The following is a 19,175-nucleotide window of genomic DNA, read 5'->3' on the forward strand; positions in this document are numbered from 1 at the left end:
CGGACCTTTCGTCGAAGGGATCAGCGTCATCAGCCTAGGGCGTGCACTCCACGCATCTGCTGAATGTGTCCGGCGGGCGGCGCTTAAGCTGGGGGGATGCCCGAGCCTCTCTCCGCGCGACTGCGCGCCATCGCACAGCAGCTGGCAGACGCGGGCGTACCCGAGCCGGGCGTGGACGCCGAGCTGCTGCTCGGCCACGTGCTGGGCCTCGGTCGCGGCGAGCTGCAGGCGGCGGTCATCCGCGGCGACGTGCTGGCGGATGCCGAGTCCGCGCAGCTCGACGGGCTGGTCGCCCGCCGTGCCTCCAGGGAACCGCTGCAGCACCTGACCGGCCGGGCGGCGTTCCGGCATCTGGAGCTCGAGGTGGGCCCGGGGGTGTTCATTCCGCGCCCCGAGACCGAAGTGGTCGTGCAGATCGCGATCGATGCGCTGATGGAGAGCGCGACGCCGGCGCCCGTCGCCGTCGATCTGGGCACCGGCAGCGGCGCGATCGCCCTCGCCATGGCCACCGAGGTTCCGCATTCCCGGGTGTTCGCCGTCGAGCGCTCGGCCGAGGCGTACACCTGGGCGGCGCGCAACACGGCCCGCGCCGAGAACCTCACCCTGGTGCACGGTGACCTGGCCACCGCGTTCGACGAACTGCGCGGGACGGCGGCCGTGGTGATCTCCAACCCGCCGTATGTACCGGACGACGCGGTGCCGCGTGACCCGGAGGTGCGCCTGCACGACCCCGCCCAGGCGCTGTACGGCGGTCCGGATGGACTGGACGTCGTGCGGGTGATCAGTCGTCGAGCTCAGGAGCTGCTGCATCCGGGCGGGCTGCTCGTTCTCGAGCACGGCGAGCTGCAGGGCGCGGAGATCCGCGCACTGCTGGAAGCCGACGGCTGGCGATCCGCGGCGACGCATGAGGACCTCACCCGCCGGGACCGCGCGACCACGGCGCTGACCCGCTGAACGCTCTCCGGGCGGGGCCTACGGTCCATCACCGTAGAATGGGCGAGCCATGTCAACTGTCTTCGATTGCCGCGACGAGGCTCAGATCCTCGCCGGCATGCGCCACGCACGCCAGGCCATCGCCCGCGGCGAGCTCATCGTGATGCCCACCGACACCGTGTACGGAATCGCCGCGGATGCCTTTTCCCCCGCGGCCGTGCAGCGGCTGCTCACGGCCAAGGGGCGGGGACGCGACATGCCGCCGCCCGTGCTCGTGGCAGGGCAGGAGATGATGGCCGCGCTCGTGGAGGAAGTGCCCGCGCCCGTCCAGAAGCTCATCGACGCCTTCTGGCCCGGAGGACTGACCGTCGTGCTGCCCGCGCAGCCGTCGCTGACGTGGGATCTCGGCGATACCCAGGGCACGGTCGCCGTTCGGATGCCGGATCGACGCGTCGCGCTCGAGCTGCTGGCCGAGACCGGTCCGCTCGCGGTCTCCAGTGCGAACCTGACCGGGCGGGATGCGGCGATCATCGCCTCCGACGCCCAGGCCATGCTCGGCGACAGCGTCGCGGTCTATCTGGAGGAGGGGTACAGCGAGAACGGCGTGCCCTCTACCATCGTCGACGCGACGTCGCTCGTCGGCACGGGTCCGGATGAGGTCGCCCGTGTGCGCATCCTCCGTGAGGGCTCGATCACACGCGATCAGCTCGCGGAGGTGCTCGGCGATCTGCTGGAGCCCGCTGACCAGCTGGCCGAGGTCGCGCCGGACAGTGCATCCGCGGATGCCGACGGCGGAAGCACGGTCGACGAAGAGTGAAGCAGTACCTGTTCACGATCATCCTCACGGCGTCGATCACGTTCGCGCTGACGTGGGCGGTCTGGCGGTTGAGCCTGAAGTTCAAGCTCTACCCCGGCATCCGTGAACGGGACGTGCACAAGACTCCGACGCCGAGGCTCGGGGGAGTGGCGATGTTCGCCGGGATCGCCGTGGCGATCCTCATCTCGGCGGCGAACCCCTTCTTCGAGCGGATGTGGTCGCCCCCGCACACATTGTGGTCGATCCTCGCGGCCGCCCTACTGATCGCCATCGTGGGCGTCATCGACGACCTCTGGGATCTGGACTGGATGATCAAGCTCGCCGCGCAGTTCCTCGCGGCCGGCATCATCACCGCCGGCGGCGGGCTGCAGGTGCTCTCTCTGCCGGTGGGAGACATGATCCTCGTCTCTCCCTGGGTGAGCATCTCGATCACGATGCTGGCGATCGTCGTCGTGATGAACGCGGTGAACTTCATCGACGGGCTCGACGGGCTGGTCGCGGGCGTCTGCCTGATCGCGAACGGGATCTTCTTCGTCTACTCCTACATCCTCACCCGCGACTCCGGCGCGACGAGCTACTTCAACCTGGCCACCTTCCTGGCAGCCGTCCTGATCGGCGTGTGCGTGGGATTCCTGCCCTTCAACTGGAGCCCCGCGAAACTGTTCATGGGCGACTCGGGTGCGCTGGTGCTCGGGCTGCTGATGGCGACGTCGGCGATCGCCGTCACCACGCAGGGCGACGTGAACGCGTTCGACCCGGAGCGCTTCGGCCGGTCTCAGCTGCTGGGTGCCTTCATCCCCATCGTGCTGCCGCTGGTGATCGTCATGCTGCCTCTGCTGGACTTCGCCCTGGCGGTCTTCCGTCGCATGCGGGCGGGGAAGTCGCCGTTCGCGCCGGACCGCAAGCACCTGCACCATCGGATGCTGGATCTCGGCCATCGCGACCGCGACGCCGTCCTCATCTTCTACGCCTGGACCGCCGTCATCTCCCTGGCGGTCCTGCTGATGTACATCGCCACCAGGCAGGACTGGCCTGGCGGATACATCGTGGGCATCCTGTTCGGCGTGGTCGGCGTCGCGGCCTGCCTCGTCGTCACCCTCATGCCCTCGCACCGTCGCCCGACACCCCCGCACCGCCTGACCCCGACGTCCATGGAGCCCTGATGACCCCGCGCCCCGTCTCCAGCACACCGATCCTCCGCCGCACTCTGATCGTGTCAGCGATCGCCGCCCTCGCCCTCGCCGTGATCGCGGGCGGCATCGGTCTCGCCGTCGCCGGCGTGCACGGTCTCTGGAGCGGCCTGGTGGGGGTGCTGCTGACGATGCTCCTGCTGGCCGTCACGGCCGGCAGCATCCTCTTCGCCAACCGCTGGTTCGGCGACCCCCTGTACGTGCAGTTCTTCTTCGCGATCGTCCTCGGCGGCTGGTTGGTGAAGATCGGGCTGTTCGTCGTGGTGATGCTCGTCCTGGGCCGCCAGCCCTGGGTGGTGCCGCAGGTGCTGTTCCTCTCGATCGTCGCCGGGGTCGTGGTCTCGCTGGTCATCGACGCGCTCGTCGTCATGCGCATGCGCCTGCCGAATGTGAGCGACATCGAGCTTCCCACCCGGGTGGAGGACGACGAGGCGTCATGATCGGTGCTCAGGGTTTGCTAAGCTGGACGAGTCCCCGCAGGTTGTGTGGTGATCCTCGCAGATCACGGTTCGCCGCGGTTGACGTTCATCTGTCCCCGCGCATCGGATCTGCTCCCGGTGCTCTGAAGCTGGAGCCGCAACGTTGACTCAAGCCGTGTCTCTCCTTGCCGCCGCGACTGAGGGTCCGACGTTCCATCCTCCGTCGATTCTCGACTTCTTCCCTGCGGTCATCGCCTTCGAGAACACGCCGTTCGCGTTCACGCGCATCAACCTCGCGCAGATTCTCGCGACGGTCATCCTCGTCCTGATCTTCTGGCTCGGCACGCGCCGCCTGCGCGTGGTACCCGGGCGCTTCCAGAGCCTGGTCGAGATGGGCTTCGGTTTCGTCCGCGGCAACATCGCGCACGATCTCCTGGGTCGCAAGGACGGCGACCGGTTCCTGCCGATCCTGATGACCATCTTCTTCATGATCCTGTTCATGAACCTGACCGGCATCATCCCCGGCGTGAACATCGCCGGAACCTCGGTGATCGCGGTCCCGCTGCTGCTGGCGATCGTCTCGTACGTGACGTTCATCTACGCCGGCGTCAAGAAGAGCCCCAAGGGGTTCGTGAAGAACTCGCTGTTCCCCTCGGGCATTCCGGTGGCGCTGCAGTGGTTCGTGGCGCTCCTGGAGTTCCTGTCGACCTTCATCATCCGCCCGGTCACCCTGACCCTGCGTCTGCTGATGAACATGATCGTCGGTCACCTGATGCTGGTGCTGTTCTTCTCGGCAACCCAGTTCTTCGTCTTCGGCCTCAGCGGCTGGTGGTCGGCGCTCGGCGTCGCGACCGGCGCCTTCGGCCTCGCCTTCACCCTGTTCGAGGTCCTCGTGGCCGTCCTGCAGGCGTACATCTTCGCCGTCCTGACTGCGGTCTACATCCAGCTCGCAGTCGCCGATGAGCACTAAGGGGACAGGCCTCCGCCTGCCCACCAACCGAAAGGAAAAATCCCGTGGACGCAACTACGGTTCTCGCTGAGATGTCCGGCTCGATCGCGACCGTCGGCTACGGCCTCGCAGCCATCGGCCCGGCCATCGGCATCGGCATCGTCGTCGGCAAGACGATCGAGGGCGTCGCCCGTCAGCCCGAGCTGGCCGGCCGCCTGCAGGTGCTGATGTGGATCGGTATCGCCTTCACCGAGGCGCTCGCCTTCATCGGCATCGCCACCGGCTTCATCTTCGGCTTCTGATTCCACTTCCCACACGTAAGGAGACAGGATGCTGAGCACTCTTGTCACTGCCGCGGAAGAGGCGCCGAGTCCGCTGGTTCCAGCGTCGTACGACATCTTCTGGTCGGCGATCTGCTTCGTCATCATCCTCGTGGTGGCGTGGAAGGTCGCGATTCCCAAGCTGACCGCCATGCTCGACGAGCGTGCAGCGGCCATCGAAGGCAACATCGCCAAGGCCGACGAAGCGCAGAAGCAGGCCGAGGCCGCGCTGGAGGAGTACACCCGCCAGCTCGCTGAAGCCCGCACCGAGGCCGGTGAGATCCGTGAGGCCGCCCGTGAGGACGGCAAGAAGATCGTCGCCGAGGCCAAGGAGACGGCCACGGCCGAAGCCAGCCGCATCAGCTCCGCTGCGCACACTCAGATCGAAGCCGAGCGTCAGGCTGCGTTCGTGTCGCTGCGCAACGAAGTGGGCACGCTCGCGATCGACCTCGCCGGCGGCGTCGTCGGGGAGACCCTCACGGACGACGCGCGTGCGTCCGCCGTCGTGGACCGCTTCCTCGCCGACATCGAGAAGGCAGCCAGGTAATGGGCAGCGCGACCACTCAGGCACTCGCGGCATCGACGGACGCGCTTGCCGCAGCGTCGGGCCTGACCCTCGACAGCGCGGCCGAGCTGTTCGCAGCCGCTCGCGCGATCGCCGAGTCGGCCCAGCTGAGCGGCGCGCTCGCTGATCCTGCCGCTCCCGCCGAGGCGCGCTCCGCGTTGGTCTCGGGCGTGTTCGCCGGTGCATCCGCGCCGGTGCGCTCGCTGCTGACCACGGTCGCGGCGCAGCGCTGGTCGAATGCATCCGATCTCGTCGACGGTGTCGAGGAGCTGGCGATCCGCACGGCCGCCATCGCCTCGCCGCAGGACGACGTCTCGGGGGAGCTGTTCGGATTCTCGCGCGTCATCGCCGCGAACCCGGAGCTCGAGCTGGCCCTCGGACGCCGTCTCGGCGACGACGGGGCCAAGTCGGCGCTGGTCGAGAAGGTCTTCGGTGCGAACGCCGCCCCTGCCACTGTGCTGATCGCCTCGTCACTGGTGCGCCAGCCGCGTGAGCGCCGGGTGCGCCAGATCATCGCCCGCGCGATCGACATCGTCTCCGCACAGTCCGGCCGCACGGTCGCGACCGTGTACACCGCCGCTCCGCTGCCCGCTGCTCAGGAGACCCGTCTCCGTGATGCTCTGGCCAGCCGCTATGGGGGCGAGATCTCCGTCAATCAGGTGATCGACCCCACCGTCATCGGGGGACTGCGCGTGCAGATCGCCGATGATGTCATCGACGGCAGCATCTCCGCCCGACTCGCCGACCTTCGCCAGAAGCTCGCGAGCTGACAACGACTGGCGCGGGGAACCGCGCTCACCCAGACACACAAAGGGAAGACAATGGCAGAACTATCGATCAGCCCCGACGTCATCCGTGACGCGCTGAAGGACTTCGCCGCAGCCTACGAGCCCACCGGGGCCGCGGCTACCGAGGTCGGCACCGTCACCGACGCAGCCGATGGCATCGCGCACGTCGAGGGACTGCCCGGCGTCATGGCCAACGAGCTCGTCACCTTCGCGGACGGCACCAAGGGCCTGGCCCTGAACCTCGACGAGCACCAGATCGGCGTGGTCGTCCTCGGCGACTTCACCGGCATCGAGGCGGGTCAGGAAGTCACCCGCACCGGTGAGGTCCTCTCCGTTCCCGTCGGCGACGGCTACCTGGGCCGGGTCGTGGACCCGCTCGGCAACCCGATCGACGGTCTCGGCTCGATCGCCACCGAGGGTGTGCGTGCCCTCGAGCTGCAGGCGCCCGGCGTCATGCAGCGCAAGTCGGTGCACGAGCCCATGCAGACCGGCATCAAGGCGATCGACGCCATGATCCCCGTCGGCCGCGGCCAGCGTCAGCTGATCATCGGCGACCGCCAGACCGGGAAGACGGCCCTGGCGATCGACACGATCATCAACCAGCGGGCCAACTGGGAGTCGGGCGACGTCAACAAGCAGGTGCGCTGCATCTACGTCGCGATCGGCCAGAAGGGCTCGACCATCGCCTCGGTGAAGGGCGCGCTCGAAGAGGCCGGTGCGCTGGAGTACACCACGATCGTGGCCGCTCCCGCATCCGACCCCGCTGGTTTCAAGTACCTGGCTCCCTACACCGGTTCTGCCATCGGCCAGCACTGGATGTACGGCGGCAAGCACGTGCTGATCGTCTTCGACGACCTCTCCAAGCAGGCTGAGGCCTACCGTGCCGTCTCCCTTCTGCTGCGCCGCCCGCCGGGCCGCGAGGCATACCCGGGTGACGTCTTCTACCTGCACTCTCGCCTGCTGGAGCGCTGCGCGAAGCTGTCCGACGAGCTCGGTGCGGGATCGATGACCGGTCTGCCGATCATCGAGACCAAGGCGAACGACGTCTCGGCCTACATTCCGACCAATGTGATCTCCATCACCGACGGCCAGATCTTCCTGCAGTCCGACCTCTTCAACGCCAACCAGCGTCCCGCGGTCGACGTGGGTATCTCCGTCTCGCGAGTCGGTGGTGACGCTCAGGTCAAGTCGATCAAGAAGGTCTCCGGAACGCTCAAGCTCGAGCTCGCGCAGTACCGTTCGCTCGAGGCGTTCGCGATGTTCGCATCCGACCTCGACGCGGCGTCGCGTCGCCAGCTTGCTCGTGGTGCGCGCCTGACCGAGCTGCTCAAGCAGCCGCAGTACTCGCCGTACCCCGTGGAGGAGCAGGTTGTCTCGATCTGGGCCGGCACCAACGGCAAGCTCGACACCCTCGAGGTGTCGGACGTGCTGCGCTTCGAGCGCGACCTGCTCGACTACCTGCGTCGCAACACGGGCATCCTCGACAAGCTGCGCGAGTCCAACGTCCTCGACGACGACACGGTCGCGGAGCTGGACAAGCAGACCGACGCCTTCATTCTGGAGTTCCAGGGCGGCAAGGGCAGCGCCATCGGCGCCCCGGGCCACGAGGAGCACGCTGCCGCTGATGCGGACGATGTCAACCAGGAGAAGATCGTCAAGGGTCGTCGCGCGTAATCGCGTGAGGTACTGATTCATGGGCGCTCAACTCAGGGTCTACAAGCAGAAGATCTCTTCTGCTCAGACGACCAAGAAGATCACGAAGGCGATGGAACTCATCGCGGCTTCGCGCATCCAGAAGGCGATGGCACGCGTCAAGGCGTCCAGCCCCTTCGCGCGTGCCGTGACGAGGGCCGTGTCCGCCGTCGCGACGCATTCGAACGTCGACCATCCGCTCACCCGCGAACCCGAGAAGATCAGCCGCTCCGCGGTCGTCATCTTCTCCTCGGATCGCGGTCTCGCCGGGGCCTTCAACTCGCAGATCCTCCGTGAGGGTCTCGAGGTCGCGGAGCTGCTGCGCGAGCAGGGCAAGGAACCGGTGTTCTATCTGGTGGGCCGCAAGGCCGTCGGCTACTTCCAGTTCCGGGGCATCGCCTCGGCGGCGGAGTGGACGGGCGACACCGATACGCCGTCGTTCCACACGGCGGAGGAGATCTCGCACACGCTGCTGGATGCCTTCTCCCGCGGTGGGGAAGCGGGTGGCGTGGACGAGATCACCCTTGTGTACAACCGGTTCGTCAGCATGATGACGCAGTCGCCGGAGAACGTGCGCCTGCTTCCGCTGGAGATCGCAGAGGCCGACGACTCGGAGGCGGGCAGCACGGTCTACCCGCTGTACGAGTTCGAGCCCGATGCGGAGACCGTGCTGGATGCGATCCTGCCGGTCTACATCCAGAGCCGCGTGTTCAACGCCCTGCTGCAGTCCTCGGCTGCCAAGCAGGCCGCGACGCAGAAGGCGATGAAGTCGGCCAGCGACAACGCCGACAAGCTGATCACCGATTACACCCGCCTGCGCAACAACGCGCGCCAGGCCGAGATCACCCAGCAGATCGCCGAGATCGTCGGTGGCGCCGACGCTCTCGCATCCAGCTGACAGACCCTCAGGAAAGAGACGAACAAATGACCCCCACCGCTACGGCTGACAAGCCCGCGACCGCGGTCGTCGGGCGCGTCGCACGCGTCAACGGTCCGGTCGTGGACATCGAGTTCCCGCACGACTCGATTCCCGACATCTACAACGCGCTGAAGACCACGATCGTGATCGGCGAGGACTCCACCGAGATCACCCTCGAGGTCGCGCAGCACCTCGGTGATGACCTGGTTCGCGCGATCTCGCTGAAGCCGACCGACGGCATGGTCCGCGGCCAGGAGGTGCGCGACACCGGCGAGGCGATCTCCGTTCCCGTCGGCGACGTGACCAAGGGCAAGGTCTTCAACGTGATCGGCGAGGTCCTCAACCTCGAGCCCGGCGAGACCATCGAGGTCACCGAGCGCTGGCCGATCCACCGCAAGGCTCCCAACTTCGACCAGCTCGAGTCGAAGACCACGATGTTCGAGACCGGCATCAAGTCCATCGACCTGCTCACCCCGTACGTGCTGGGTGGAAAGATCGGTCTGTTCGGTGGTGCCGGCGTCGGCAAGACCGTCCTCATCCAGGAGATGATCCAGCGTGTCGCGCAGGACCACGGCGGTGTGTCGGTGTTCGCCGGTGTCGGTGAGCGCACCCGTGAGGGCAACGACCTGATCCACGAGATGGAGGAGGCGGGCGTCTTCGACAAGACCGCTCTCGTCTTCGGTCAGATGGACGAGCCGCCGGGGACGCGTCTGCGCGTCGCCCTGTCGGCACTGACCATGGCGGAGTACTTCCGCGATGTGCAGAAGCAGGACGTGCTGCTCTTCATCGACAACATCTTCCGCTTCACGCAGGCCGGTTCCGAGGTCTCCACGCTGCTGGGCCGCATGCCCTCCGCCGTGGGCTACCAGCCGAACCTGGCCGATGAGATGGGCCTCCTTCAGGAGCGCATCACCTCGACCCGCGGTCACTCGATCACCTCGCTGCAGGCGATCTACGTCCCCGCCGACGACTACACCGACCCGGCTCCGGCGACGACCTTCGCGCACCTCGACGCGACGACCGAGCTCAGCCGTGAGATCGCGTCGAAGGGTCTGTACCCGGCCATCGATCCGCTGACCTCGACCTCGCGCATCATGGACCCCCGCTACCTCGGCGAGGACCACTACCGCGTGGCCACCACGGTCAAGCAGATCCTGCAGAAGAACAAGGAGCTGCAGGAGATCATCGCGATCCTCGGTGTCGACGAGCTCTCCGAAGAGGACAAGATCGTCGTGTCGCGTGCACGACGCATCCAGCAGTTCCTCTCGCAGAACACCTACATGGCCAAGAAGTTCACGGGTGTCGAGGGTTCGACCGTTCCGCTGAAGGAGACCATCGAGTCGTTCGATGCGATCACCCGCGGCGACTTCGACCATGTCGCCGAGCAGGCCTTCTTCAACGTGGGTGGCATCTCCGACGTCGAAGAGCGCTGGGCGCAGATCCAGAAGGAGAACGCCTGATCATGGCGCTTCACGTCAGTCTCGTCTCCGCGGACGCGGAGGTCTGGACGGGAGAAGCGACGCTCGTCATCGCGAAGACCGTCGAGGGCGAGATCGGCTTCATGGCCGGTCACGAGCCGGTGCTGGCCATCCTCGCCGAAGGCCAGGTGCGCATCACCCGTGCCGACGGCACCAAGGTGATGGCCAACGCGCAGGACGGCTTCCTCTCGATGGAGGGCGACAACCTGACCATCGTGGCAGGCAACGCCGCGCTGGTCGCCTGACAGCAATCCGCTGACGCGTCCGTCTCGGTCCGAGCTCGTCTCGGATCGAGGCGGACGCTTCTTCGTCCCCGAGAGCCCATGAAGATCCTGCTGCCCCCGTCCGAGACCAAGCGAGCCGGGGGAACCGGCACGCCCGTCGACCTCACGGCCCTCGCGCTGCCTGGACTGCGCGACAGGCGCGAGCACCTGGTGACCGCCCTGATCGCGCTCTCCGCGGACCCTGATCACGCGCAGCGCGTACTGAAACTCAGCGAACGCCAGCGTGGCGACATCGACAGCAACCGGCTCCTGCGCACCGCGCCGACGATGGCGGCGGTCGATCGCTACACCGGCGTGCTCTACGACGCGCTCGATGCGGCGAGCATGGACCGCGCGTCGCGCCGCTGGCTCGGGGAACATGTGCTCGTGCACTCGGCGCCGTTCGGCCCGGTCGGTGCTCTCGACGGCATCCCGGCGTACCGCCTCGCTGCGGGGACGGCACTGCCCGGCATCCCGCCGTTGCGCCGCCACTGGGCAGCGGCGACGACCGAGGCTCTCGCCGGCCAGGACTTCCTGCTCGACCTGCGCAGTGAGGCGTACGTCGCTCTGGGGCCGGTGCCGGATTCGGTGGCCTCGGCCTACGTGCGCGTCGTGACATCGACGGGCAGGGCGCTGAACCACTTCAACAAGAAGGCCAAGGGCGAGCTGGTCCGCAGGCTGGCGACGACACGCCCGAGGATTCGCACCGCGGGCGGACTGTCGGCCTGGGCGGAGACGTCGGGCATCCGGCTGCGGGAGTCTGACGAACCGCGGGTGTGGGAGCTGGTCACCGAGAGCTGACGGCGGAGAATGAGCGTCACCGCCCGCCCGGAGCATTGCCCGAGCGATTCCGTGCCCGATAGCATGGCCGTTGCTGTTCATTCGCCGGGGGAGCGCAGTGGCTCGCCTGGTCGACAAGGGAAATGAGACGACATGGACAACGGGGATCTCGCCGGACTCGGCGCCCTCTACGCGATGATCGCGGTCTTGACCGCCTTGCTCTTCATCGTGGTGCCGATCGCCTACGTGGTCGGCTCGCTCTTCATGATGAAGATCTTCGAGAAGGCGGGCGTGCAGGGCAAGTGGCGCGCCTGGGTTCCGGTCTACAACATCATGATCTTCTTCAAGCTCGGTGACATGAGTCCGTGGCTCGTGCTCTACGGCATCGGTGGGATGATCGTGCTCTCCTGGATCCCCGTTCTCGGGTTCTTCGGAGGGCTCATCGGACTGGCGTTGGGCGTGCTCTCGGCGATGGCGGCTTGGCGCGTCGGCCTGAAGCTGCAGAAGGAAGCCGCCTGGGTCATCCTCTACGTCCTGGTGAGCGTCGTCTGGCTGGGGATCAACGCGTTCGACAAGTCGCGCTGGAACCCGAACGTCGCGCCCTCGCCGTGGGCCGCCAATGCCTTCCTCGCCGACCGCACCGTGTGGGACGGCGTGCCCACTCAGCCGTCGGCCGGCGCCGTCCCCGGGTCCGGAGCTCCCCAGGGCTACGGCACGCCTCAGGGCTACGCCGCGCCCCCGCAGGGCTACCAGCCTCCCGCGCAGCCCGGTTACGGCGCGCCGGTTCCTCCGGCTCCTGGGGCGCCCGCACCGCAGGCGCCCGGTGCGCCCGTGCCGCCTCCCGCGACGCCCCCCGCACCGCCCACCGCTCCTCCCGCAGCCCCGGGGACGCCTCCGGCTCCGCCGGCAGCCCCCGGGACGCCTCCTCCGGCTCCGCCCGTCGACCCGACGCAGCCGCCGGCGTGATCGCAGAGGCCCTCGACTTCGGTCGAGGGCCTCTGGTCTTCCCCGTGCGCGCTGCACCACGACCCGTCGTGGCGTCGCGCGGCGCCGAGCCCTGCTCGCATTCGATACGGTTGACGCATGGGAACCTCGCAGCGTCGCGTCGGCGCATCCGGACTCGTCGTGTCGGCGACCGGACTCGGATGCAACAACTTCGGCCGGGCGGGCACCGTCACGGAGACCCTGGACGGAACCCGTGCCGTGATCGACGCGGCTCTCGCCAGCGGAGTGTTCTTCTTCGACACCGCTGACATGTACGGCGCGGTGGTGGGACGCAGCGAAGAACTGATGGGTGAGGTGCTGGAGGGCCGTCGCGATCGCGTCGTCCTCGCGACGAAGTTCGGCCATGAGACCGACATGGGGTACGACTTCCCGGGCGGCCGTGGATCGCGACGCTATGTCCGTCTCGCCGTCGAGCAGTCGCTGCGGCGCCTGCGCACCGACTGGATCGACCTGTATCAGCTGCATCTGCCCGACCCTCAGACACCCATCGCCGAGACCATCGACGCGCTGGACGAGCTGGTCGACGAGGGCAAGATCCGGTATTACGGACACTCCAACCTCGACGGCTGGCAGATCGCGGAGGCGGAGTTCACCGCGCGCGCCCGCTCCACTGGCCGTTTCATATCCGCGCAGAACCACTACTCGCTGCTGGCTCGCGCCTCCGAGCGCGAGGTGCTGCCGGCGGCCAACCGGTACCAGCTCGGCTTCTTCCCGTACTTCCCGCTGAAGAACGGGCTTCTCACGGGAAAGTTCACGCGTGAGGGCGGTCCGTCCGGCAGCCGCATCATGGACACCCGTCGGCACATCTGGTCGGATGCACCGTGGGATGCGCTGGAGGCGTACCAGAGTTTCTGCGACGCGCGCGGCATCACGATGCTGCAGGCGACCTTCGGCTGGCTTCTCGCGCAGCCCGGCGTCTCCAGCGTCATCGCCGGCGCGACCACCCCCGCACAGGTCGAGGCGAACGCCGCAGCGGCCGACGCCTGGAACCCGACGGCCGCGGACCTCGCCGAGATCGACCGGCTGTTCCCGCTGCCCGAGGATCCCGCGGCGCGGATGTGAGTGCCGACTCCATTAGCATGTACCTGTATTCCACGGACGCCCCCGCGCCCGCACATCCGACGGAGACCGACCGTGCCTGAGACGACAACGCAGACGTATCGCGTCAGCGACGAGCTGCAGCTCTCCTGGGCGGGGACGACCGACCGCGGACGGCGCCGCGAGAACAATCAGGATGCGTACCTGGCGAAGTTCCCCCTCTTCGTCGTGGCGGACGGGATGGGCGGTCATGCCGGTGGGGAGATCGCGAGTCAGAACACCATCGCGCGACTCGAGGAGATGCTCGGCGACGGCGACATCACGGATGCCGGCATCCAGCAGGCTCTGCATCTCGCGATCGACGACATCCACAGCCATCCGGAGACGACGGATGAGGGAACCGGCACGACCCTGACGGGCGTGTTCCTCAGCCGAGACGAGGACGGCGCGTGGCAGTGGACCGCCCTGAACATCGGCGACTCGCGGGTATATCTCAAGCGCGACGACCGACTCGTGCAGGTCACCACGGATCATTCCGTGGTGCAGGAGCTCATCGCCTCGGGGAAGATCAGCCCGGAGGAGGCCGACGGGCACCCGTACAGCAACGTCATCACACGAGCGGTCGGCGCCAGCGACCTGGTCGCCCCCGACTATGTGAGCGTCGATGTGCGCGATGAGGACCGGCTGGTGATCTGCTCGGACGGACTGACCAAGGAGCTCACCGACTACGGCATCCTGCACTTCCTGCGCGAGCACGAGGATCCGGGCGACGCGGTGGATGCCATGGTGGACGCCGCACTCGAGAACGGCGGTCGCGACAACGTCACCCTGATCGTGCTCCGCGTGCTGCTGGCGCAATCGTCCTCCACAGTTCCCGATTCCGGAGACTGACCGCCTCGACCTGTGGACAGGCTGATTTCGCCGGGCCCGGTGCGGTGCAATGGGCGGCATGGATGCGACCACCATCGTTCTGCCCGCGGTGCCGGCTGCTACTCGACGTCCGGCACCGCCTCTTCTCGCCGCCGTCGTTCCGATCGTCGCGGGCGTCGTGCTGTGGCTGGTGACCGGATCGCTGTTCGCCCTCTGCTTCGCCGCCCTCGGCCCGCTGATGCTCGTGGCCTCGTTCCTGGACGGACTGCGCATCCGCGGCAAGGACCGCCGTCGCGCGGAGGCCGAGGCGGACGCGGCATGGCAGCGCGCCGAGCGTGAGCTGGAGCAGCTGCACCGCGAGGAGCACGCACTGCTCTGGCGCCGCGAGCCCGACGTCGCCGAATGCCTGCGCGAGCTGCCCCTGCGGGGGCGAGAAGCGGTGCAGCGCGACACCCCGGTCGTGGTCGGGCGCGGTGTGCGGGGCAGCCGCGTGCAGGCCCGAGGCGGTGAGGACGACCGCTCCCGGACCTTCCGCGCTCGTGCGCAGCAGCTGGAGGACGCTCCCATCCCGGCGCCGCTCGGCGACGGAGTCTGCATCCGTGCGGAGCACCCGATCGCACAGGCGGTCGCACGCGCCCTCGTCGCACAGCTGTGCATCCGCTTCAGTCCCGGCCAGCTCGCGCTCTGCGGGGATCCGGCGAGGGACTGGGGGCTCGAGACGTTTCCGCACGTGGGGCGTCGCAGCGCCGGATTCCGCCTGCGCCTGGGAGACGGCGACGAGGCGGCGGACGCGGTGATCTGCATCCGCGCCCCGGGCGAGGAGCCGCCCGAGGGCATCACCACCGTCCTCGACTGCACCATTCCCGGTCGTGCCCGCCTGCGCACCCCGGACGGGGACACGGTCGTGGCCGCGGAGGCGGTCTCGGCGCAGCAGGCGCGAGTCATCGGCGCGCAGTTGGCGGCCCGGACCGATGCCGAGAGCTCTCTGCCCGACCGGATCGGTCTCGCCGAGATCGCTCCGGCCGCGGTCGTGGGCCTGCGCGCCGCCTTCGGACGAGGGGAGCGCGGCGACCTGAGCGTCGACCTCGTCGAGGACGGTCCTCACGCGATCGTGACCGGCATGACGGGCACGGGCAAAAGCGAGCTGCTCACGAGCTGGGTCGCGGCGGTCGCCGCCGTGCATCCACCGGAGGAGGTCGCGTTCGTACTGGTCGACTTCAAGGGCGGCACAGCCTTCGATCCGCTGCGTCGCCTGCCGCACGTCGTCGCGGTCGTGACCGACCTGGATGCCGACGGTGCGCGTCGCGGTGTGGGCGGCCTCACCGCAGAGCTGCGTCGCCGGGAGGCGGCCCTCGCGGCGGCGGGCGTGCGCGATGTCGGCGACTGCCCGTCGCTGGCACGGTTGGTGATCGTCGTGGACGAGTTCGCCGCACTCCTGCAGGAGTACCCGGAACTCGGGGAGATCTTCACGGATGTGGCCGCCCGCGGGCGTGCGCTCGGCATGCACCTGGTGCTCGGCACGCAGCGCGCCAGCGGCAGCATCCGCGATGCGCTCGCGGCCAACTGCCCGCTGCGCATCAGCCTGAGGGTGGCCGAGTCGGCGGACAGCAGATTCGTGATCGGATCGGACGCCGCCGCGCAGCTCCGCGGCGGGGCGGAGTCCCGTGGCCTCGCCTATGTGAGGCGGCCCCGAGATGTGGAGGCGCAGCCGATGCGCGTGGCGCTGACCGCAGAGGCGGATCTCCTCGCCGTCGAGAAGCGGTGGGAGACGCACGTCGCCCAGAACAGTCCCTGGCTCCCTCCGCTTCCCGCACGACTGGTGGTCCCACCCGGCGAACACGAGCATGTCCTGCTGGGGCGGGCGGATGATCCGCAACGGCAGCGGCAGCCCTGGGTCCAGTTGTCACCCGGTGAGCGGCTCGCCGTGATCGGGGGACCCGGTTCGGGCAAGACCAGCGCGTTGGCGATGATCGCGTCGCAGCTTCCGGACGCCGTCCTCGTGCCCTCGGACCCGGAGCAGGCGTGGGACGCGGTCGCCGAGCTCGCCGGAGGACGTCATGGGCCCGTCGTGTGCGACGACCTGGACGTCCTCGTCGGTCGGTATCCCTCCGACTATGCGCAGGTCTTCCTGAGTCGCTGGGAGAGCATCGTGCGGGCGCCGGCAGGGACCGTCATCGCGCTGTCGCGGGTCTCCGGTCCGCTGGGAAGGCTCTTGGAGGCCGTCCCTCGACGGGCGCTGCTCCGACTGACCAGCAAGATCGAGCACATCGCCGCCGGCGGTGAGCCCGTGGCGTTCGATCGCACCCGGCCCGCGGGGCGCGCCTGGCTCGACGACCGTGAGACTCAGCTGTGCCTGCCGGATCCCGTGCATCACACGGACGCCGGTCCCCGGGCGGCGGATTCCCCGAGATGGACACCACGGCGGCGGATCGTGGGGATCGTCACGCCGGCCGTCGACGCCACCCGCGCCGTGCTCACCCGGGCGGACGGGACGCACCGGGTCACGACCCTCGAGGAATCGGCGGCGGCGGACGATGACGCGGGCGTGATCGTCGTGGGGGACCCCGAGCAGTGGCGGGCGCAGTGGAGCCGACTGCAGGCCGTGCGCACGTCGGGGGAGCTCGTCGTCGCCGCCGAGTGCGCGAGCGAACTGCGTCAGCTCGCCGCGGTGCGGGAACTGCCGCCCTTCGCGCTGCAGCACGAGGATCGCGCCTGGAGCGTGGAGGCGGGAGGAAGACCCCGCCGGGTGCTGCTCATCTGAGGTCCGCACCACAGCGGGAAGGACTCAGAGGTCGCTGCTCACGCGGATCGCGCCGACCGGCTCACCGCCGCCGAGAACCGACAGGGGAAGGGTCGCCGCGAGTGCCGAGGCGTCCGCCTCGGTCAGGCCGCCCGTCCGCGCGAGCAGGGTGGCGGCCACAATGGTGGCGGCGCGGCCATCGCCGTCGAGGATCTTCAGGGCGACGGTGGTGCCGTTGGGCGCCACCATGACCATGACGCCCTCCGCGCCGTGCTTGGCGAAGACGCCGAGAGTCTCGACGGCGACGGTGTCGGGTTCGCCGGGGCCGGCGATCGCCCAGGGGTTCTCGCGCACCGCGCGCATCAGGCTCCCCGCCATACGGTGCAGGGCGAACGGGGAGCGCTCGGAGGCGGTGCCGATGCGGTGGATCGCGCGGGCGAGTCCGGTCAGCGTGACGGCGTGGACGGGTGCACCGCATCCGTCGACAGCCGTGTGCGCGATCTTCTCGCCGGTCAGTCGCTCGACGACCTCGCGAATGTGTCCCTGCAACGGGTGGGAAGGGTCGAGATACCCGGTGGTGGGCCATCCGGTGGCGACACAGGCGCGCAGCATGAGCGCGTGCTTGCCGGAGCAGTTCATCCTGATCCGGGACTGCGCCGCGTGGTCGCTGATCATCTCGCGGCGGGTCGCCGAATCGCTGGGCCATGCGGCAGGGCAGGCGAGATCATCCTCGGTGAGGCCGCCGCCGGCGAGGATCTCGCGCACCACGTCCACGTGCCGGTCGGTGCCGGAGTGGCTCGCCGTCCCCAGCGCGAGCTGCTCGCCCTGCAGCGACGCGCCGGCAGTCAGGCTCGCGACCGCCTGCAGCGGTTTCAGGCTCGAGCGCGGCAGGATCACGGCATCCGCGTTCCCGTGCTGCGCGACCACCTCGCCGTCCGGCGCGAGCACGACGGCCGCGCCGACGTGACGGGACTCCACGAAGCCGCTGCGCTCCACGACGGCGAGTTCGACAGCATCACGGACAGTCAGGGTCTCCAGCACCCATCCAGCCTAGTGCGCACGGCTCGCAGGTCCGCCGAGGTGCGAGACTGACGGAATGGCACAGCTCCGGCTCGGCGAACACCACTACACGCTCACCACGACCTGGACCGGGAATCTCGGCACGGGCACCAGCGGATACCGCGACTACACGCGCGACGTCACCGTTGCCATCGACGGCAAACCCGAGCTGCTCGCATCCGCCGACAAACCCTTCCGCGGAGACCCCGCGCGATGGAACCCCGAGGATCTGCTCGTGGCGGCGCTCTCGGAATGCCACCTGCTCTCCTACCTGCACGCGTGCGTGACGGCCGGGGTCGTCGTCACCTCCTATCGGGACGACGCCTCCGGCATCATGCGCGAAGACGGGCGCGGAGGAGGCGCCTTCGCCGAGGTCGTGCTGCGCCCGCACGTGACCGTCGCGGACCCCGGGATGATCGAGGCCGCCGAACGGGCGCACGAACAGGCGCACGAGTGGTGCTTCATCGCCAACTCCGTGAACTTCCCCGTCAGGCACGAAGCGACCGTCGTGGCCGGCTGACGCGCCCGGATCAGCGGCGCTCGTGGGGCAGTGCCTGCTTGATCTTCTCGAGGGGATTCTGTGCAGGCGGCTCGTTGTACACGCCGGCGAGCTCCTGCCCGCTCAAGGCGTGGATGGCGGCCATGATCTCGTCGGTGGCCAGCCGACGCGCCTTCCCGCTGGTCGCCGCACCGTGCTTGGAGACGTCGATCGGCTCGCCGAAGCGCACCGTCACGCGCTCCTTCATCGAGGGCATCTTCGCGCCCACGGGCATCACGCGGTCCGTGCCGATGAGGCCGACGGGCACCACCGGCGCACCCGTCTGCAGCGCCAGGAACGCCGCTCCCGTGCGGCCTTTGTAGAGCCGTCCGTCCGTGGAGCGCGTCCCCTCGGGATACAGCGCGACCGCGAGACCCTCCTCGAGAAGCCGACGCTGCTGATCCAGAGCATCCAGGGCGGCCTGCCCGCCGCCGCGGCGCACGGGGATGGCGCCGACGGAGGTGAAGAACTCGCGGGACAGTGCGCCCTTCAGGCCCGTGCCCTCGAAGTAGCTCGACTTCGCGAGGAAATGCACCGCACGAGGAGCGGCGACCGGGATGGCCATCGAATCGATGAAGGACAGGTGATTGCTCGCAAGGATCACCGCGCCCTCCTTCGGGACGTTCTCCCTGCCCTCGATGCGCGGGCGGTAGACGACGCGGGCCAGTGGCCGGGCGAGCATCCGGCCCACCGCGTACTTGAATCCGGCATGTCGGGGAGCGTGCGTCTCCGGTTCGTGCTCGGACTCGACAGCCAGCTCAGAACTCATCAGAGAAGCTTATCCAGCCGTGCATTCCGTACAGGGCATGGCG

20 protein-coding genes are annotated in these 19,175 nt (G+C 68.6%); 18 read left to right on the forward strand and 2 right to left on the reverse strand.

Annotation, left to right across the window (positions count from 1 at the left end; all coding sequences use genetic code 11):
- Positions 1–96: 96 nt before the first annotated feature.
- The 17 genes from prmC (at position 97) to ACFQY2_RS14560 (ending at position 16,787) form a co-directional block, all read left to right on the forward strand.
- Complete coding sequence (prmC, locus tag ACFQY2_RS14480) at positions 97–954, forward strand: peptide chain release factor N(5)-glutamine methyltransferase (protein WP_378746618.1); 858 nt, start codon at positions 97–99, stop codon at positions 952–954.
- 49 nt (positions 955–1,003) lie between these two features.
- Positions 1,004–1,750: an L-threonylcarbamoyladenylate synthase gene (locus ACFQY2_RS14485; protein WP_378746619.1), complete on the forward strand. Its 747-nt coding sequence runs from the start codon at positions 1,004–1,006 to the stop codon at positions 1,748–1,750.
- Positions 1,747–2,913 (forward strand): MraY family glycosyltransferase, encoded by a 1,167-nt coding sequence (locus ACFQY2_RS14490; RefSeq protein WP_378746620.1) that lies wholly within the window; start codon positions 1,747–1,749, stop codon positions 2,911–2,913. The genes ACFQY2_RS14485 and ACFQY2_RS14490 overlap by 4 nt, the downstream gene beginning before the upstream one ends.
- Positions 2,913–3,380, forward strand: a complete 468-nt coding sequence (locus tag ACFQY2_RS14495; RefSeq protein WP_378746621.1) for a hypothetical protein — start codon at positions 2,913–2,915, stop codon at positions 3,378–3,380. The genes ACFQY2_RS14490 and ACFQY2_RS14495 overlap by 1 nt, the downstream gene beginning before the upstream one ends.
- A 154-nt stretch (positions 3,381–3,534) precedes the next feature.
- Complete coding sequence (gene atpB, locus ACFQY2_RS14500) at positions 3,535–4,329, forward strand: F0F1 ATP synthase subunit A (RefSeq protein ID WP_378746622.1); 795 nt, start codon at positions 3,535–3,537, stop codon at positions 4,327–4,329.
- 44 nt (positions 4,330–4,373) lie between these two features.
- A complete protein-coding gene (gene atpE, locus ACFQY2_RS14505) occupies positions 4,374–4,610 on the forward strand; it encodes an ATP synthase F0 subunit C (RefSeq protein ID WP_378746624.1) in 237 nt (78 codons plus the stop codon).
- Between the two features lie 28 nt (positions 4,611–4,638).
- A complete protein-coding gene (locus ACFQY2_RS14510) occupies positions 4,639–5,175 on the forward strand; it encodes a F0F1 ATP synthase subunit B (RefSeq protein WP_378746625.1) in 537 nt (178 codons plus the stop codon).
- Entirely contained in the window at positions 5,175–5,963 is a 789-nt protein-coding gene (locus ACFQY2_RS14515) for a F0F1 ATP synthase subunit delta (RefSeq protein WP_378746626.1), read from the forward strand. Before ACFQY2_RS14510 ends, ACFQY2_RS14515 begins: the two co-directional genes overlap by 1 nt.
- Before the next feature lie 51 nt (positions 5,964–6,014).
- Complete coding sequence (gene atpA / locus ACFQY2_RS14520; protein ID WP_378746628.1) at positions 6,015–7,655, forward strand: F0F1 ATP synthase subunit alpha; 1,641 nt, start codon at positions 6,015–6,017, stop codon at positions 7,653–7,655.
- Between the two features lie 19 nt (positions 7,656–7,674).
- The gene (locus ACFQY2_RS14525; protein ID WP_378746629.1) at positions 7,675–8,571 is read left to right on the forward strand and encodes a F0F1 ATP synthase subunit gamma; all 897 of its coding nucleotides are present in this window, start codon (positions 7,675–7,677) and stop codon (positions 8,569–8,571) included.
- A 26-nt stretch (positions 8,572–8,597) separates the two neighbouring features.
- Positions 8,598–10,052 (forward strand): F0F1 ATP synthase subunit beta, encoded by a 1,455-nt coding sequence (atpD, locus tag ACFQY2_RS14530; RefSeq protein ID WP_378746630.1) that lies wholly within the window; start codon positions 8,598–8,600, stop codon positions 10,050–10,052.
- A 2-nt stretch (positions 10,053–10,054) separates the two neighbouring features.
- Positions 10,055–10,315 carry a F0F1 ATP synthase subunit epsilon gene (locus tag ACFQY2_RS14535; RefSeq protein WP_307366516.1) on the forward strand — a complete coding sequence of 87 codons (261 nt, stop codon included), beginning with the start codon at positions 10,055–10,057 and terminating at the stop codon, positions 10,313–10,315.
- A gap of 78 nt (positions 10,316–10,393) precedes the next feature.
- Positions 10,394–11,134 (forward strand): YaaA family protein, encoded by a 741-nt coding sequence (locus ACFQY2_RS14540; protein WP_378746632.1) that lies wholly within the window; start codon positions 10,394–10,396, stop codon positions 11,132–11,134.
- Positions 11,135–11,266: 132 nt separating this feature from the next.
- Positions 11,267–12,079: a large exoprotein gene (locus ACFQY2_RS14545; RefSeq protein ID WP_378746633.1), complete on the forward strand. Its 813-nt coding sequence runs from the start codon at positions 11,267–11,269 to the stop codon at positions 12,077–12,079.
- Between the two features lie 117 nt (positions 12,080–12,196).
- Positions 12,197–13,180 carry an aldo/keto reductase gene (locus ACFQY2_RS14550; RefSeq protein WP_378746635.1) on the forward strand — a complete coding sequence of 328 codons (984 nt, stop codon included), beginning with the start codon at positions 12,197–12,199 and terminating at the stop codon, positions 13,178–13,180.
- A gap of 72 nt (positions 13,181–13,252) precedes the next feature.
- Positions 13,253–14,047: a PP2C family protein-serine/threonine phosphatase gene (locus tag ACFQY2_RS14555; RefSeq protein WP_378746636.1), complete on the forward strand. Its 795-nt coding sequence runs from the start codon at positions 13,253–13,255 to the stop codon at positions 14,045–14,047.
- Between the two features lie 58 nt (positions 14,048–14,105).
- Complete coding sequence (locus ACFQY2_RS14560; protein WP_378746638.1) at positions 14,106–16,787, forward strand: FtsK/SpoIIIE domain-containing protein; 2,682 nt, start codon at positions 14,106–14,108, stop codon at positions 16,785–16,787.
- A gap of 24 nt (positions 16,788–16,811) precedes the next feature.
- On the opposite strand, the gene ACFQY2_RS14565 is transcribed toward ACFQY2_RS14560, so the two are convergent.
- A complete protein-coding gene (locus tag ACFQY2_RS14565; protein ID WP_378746639.1) occupies positions 16,812–17,807 on the reverse strand; it encodes an asparaginase in 996 nt (331 codons plus the stop codon).
- Between the two features lie 55 nt (positions 17,808–17,862).
- Here ACFQY2_RS14565 and ACFQY2_RS14570 point away from each other — a divergent pair, with 55 nt between their 5' ends.
- Positions 17,863–18,345 (forward strand): OsmC family protein, encoded by a 483-nt coding sequence (locus tag ACFQY2_RS14570; protein WP_378746640.1) that lies wholly within the window; start codon positions 17,863–17,865, stop codon positions 18,343–18,345.
- Between the two features lie 10 nt (positions 18,346–18,355).
- Here the strand turns inward: ACFQY2_RS14570 and ACFQY2_RS14575 are convergent, their stop codons facing one another.
- On the reverse strand, positions 18,356–19,132 hold the full coding sequence (locus ACFQY2_RS14575; RefSeq protein WP_378746642.1) for a lysophospholipid acyltransferase family protein: 777 nt from the start codon (positions 19,130–19,132) through the stop codon (positions 18,356–18,358).
- Between the last annotated feature and the right edge of the window lie 43 nt (positions 19,133–19,175).

It is taken from the genome of Microbacterium sp. GCM10027623, assembly GCF_042666935.1.
Classification (GTDB): Bacteria; Actinomycetota; Actinomycetes; order Actinomycetales; family Microbacteriaceae; genus Microbacterium.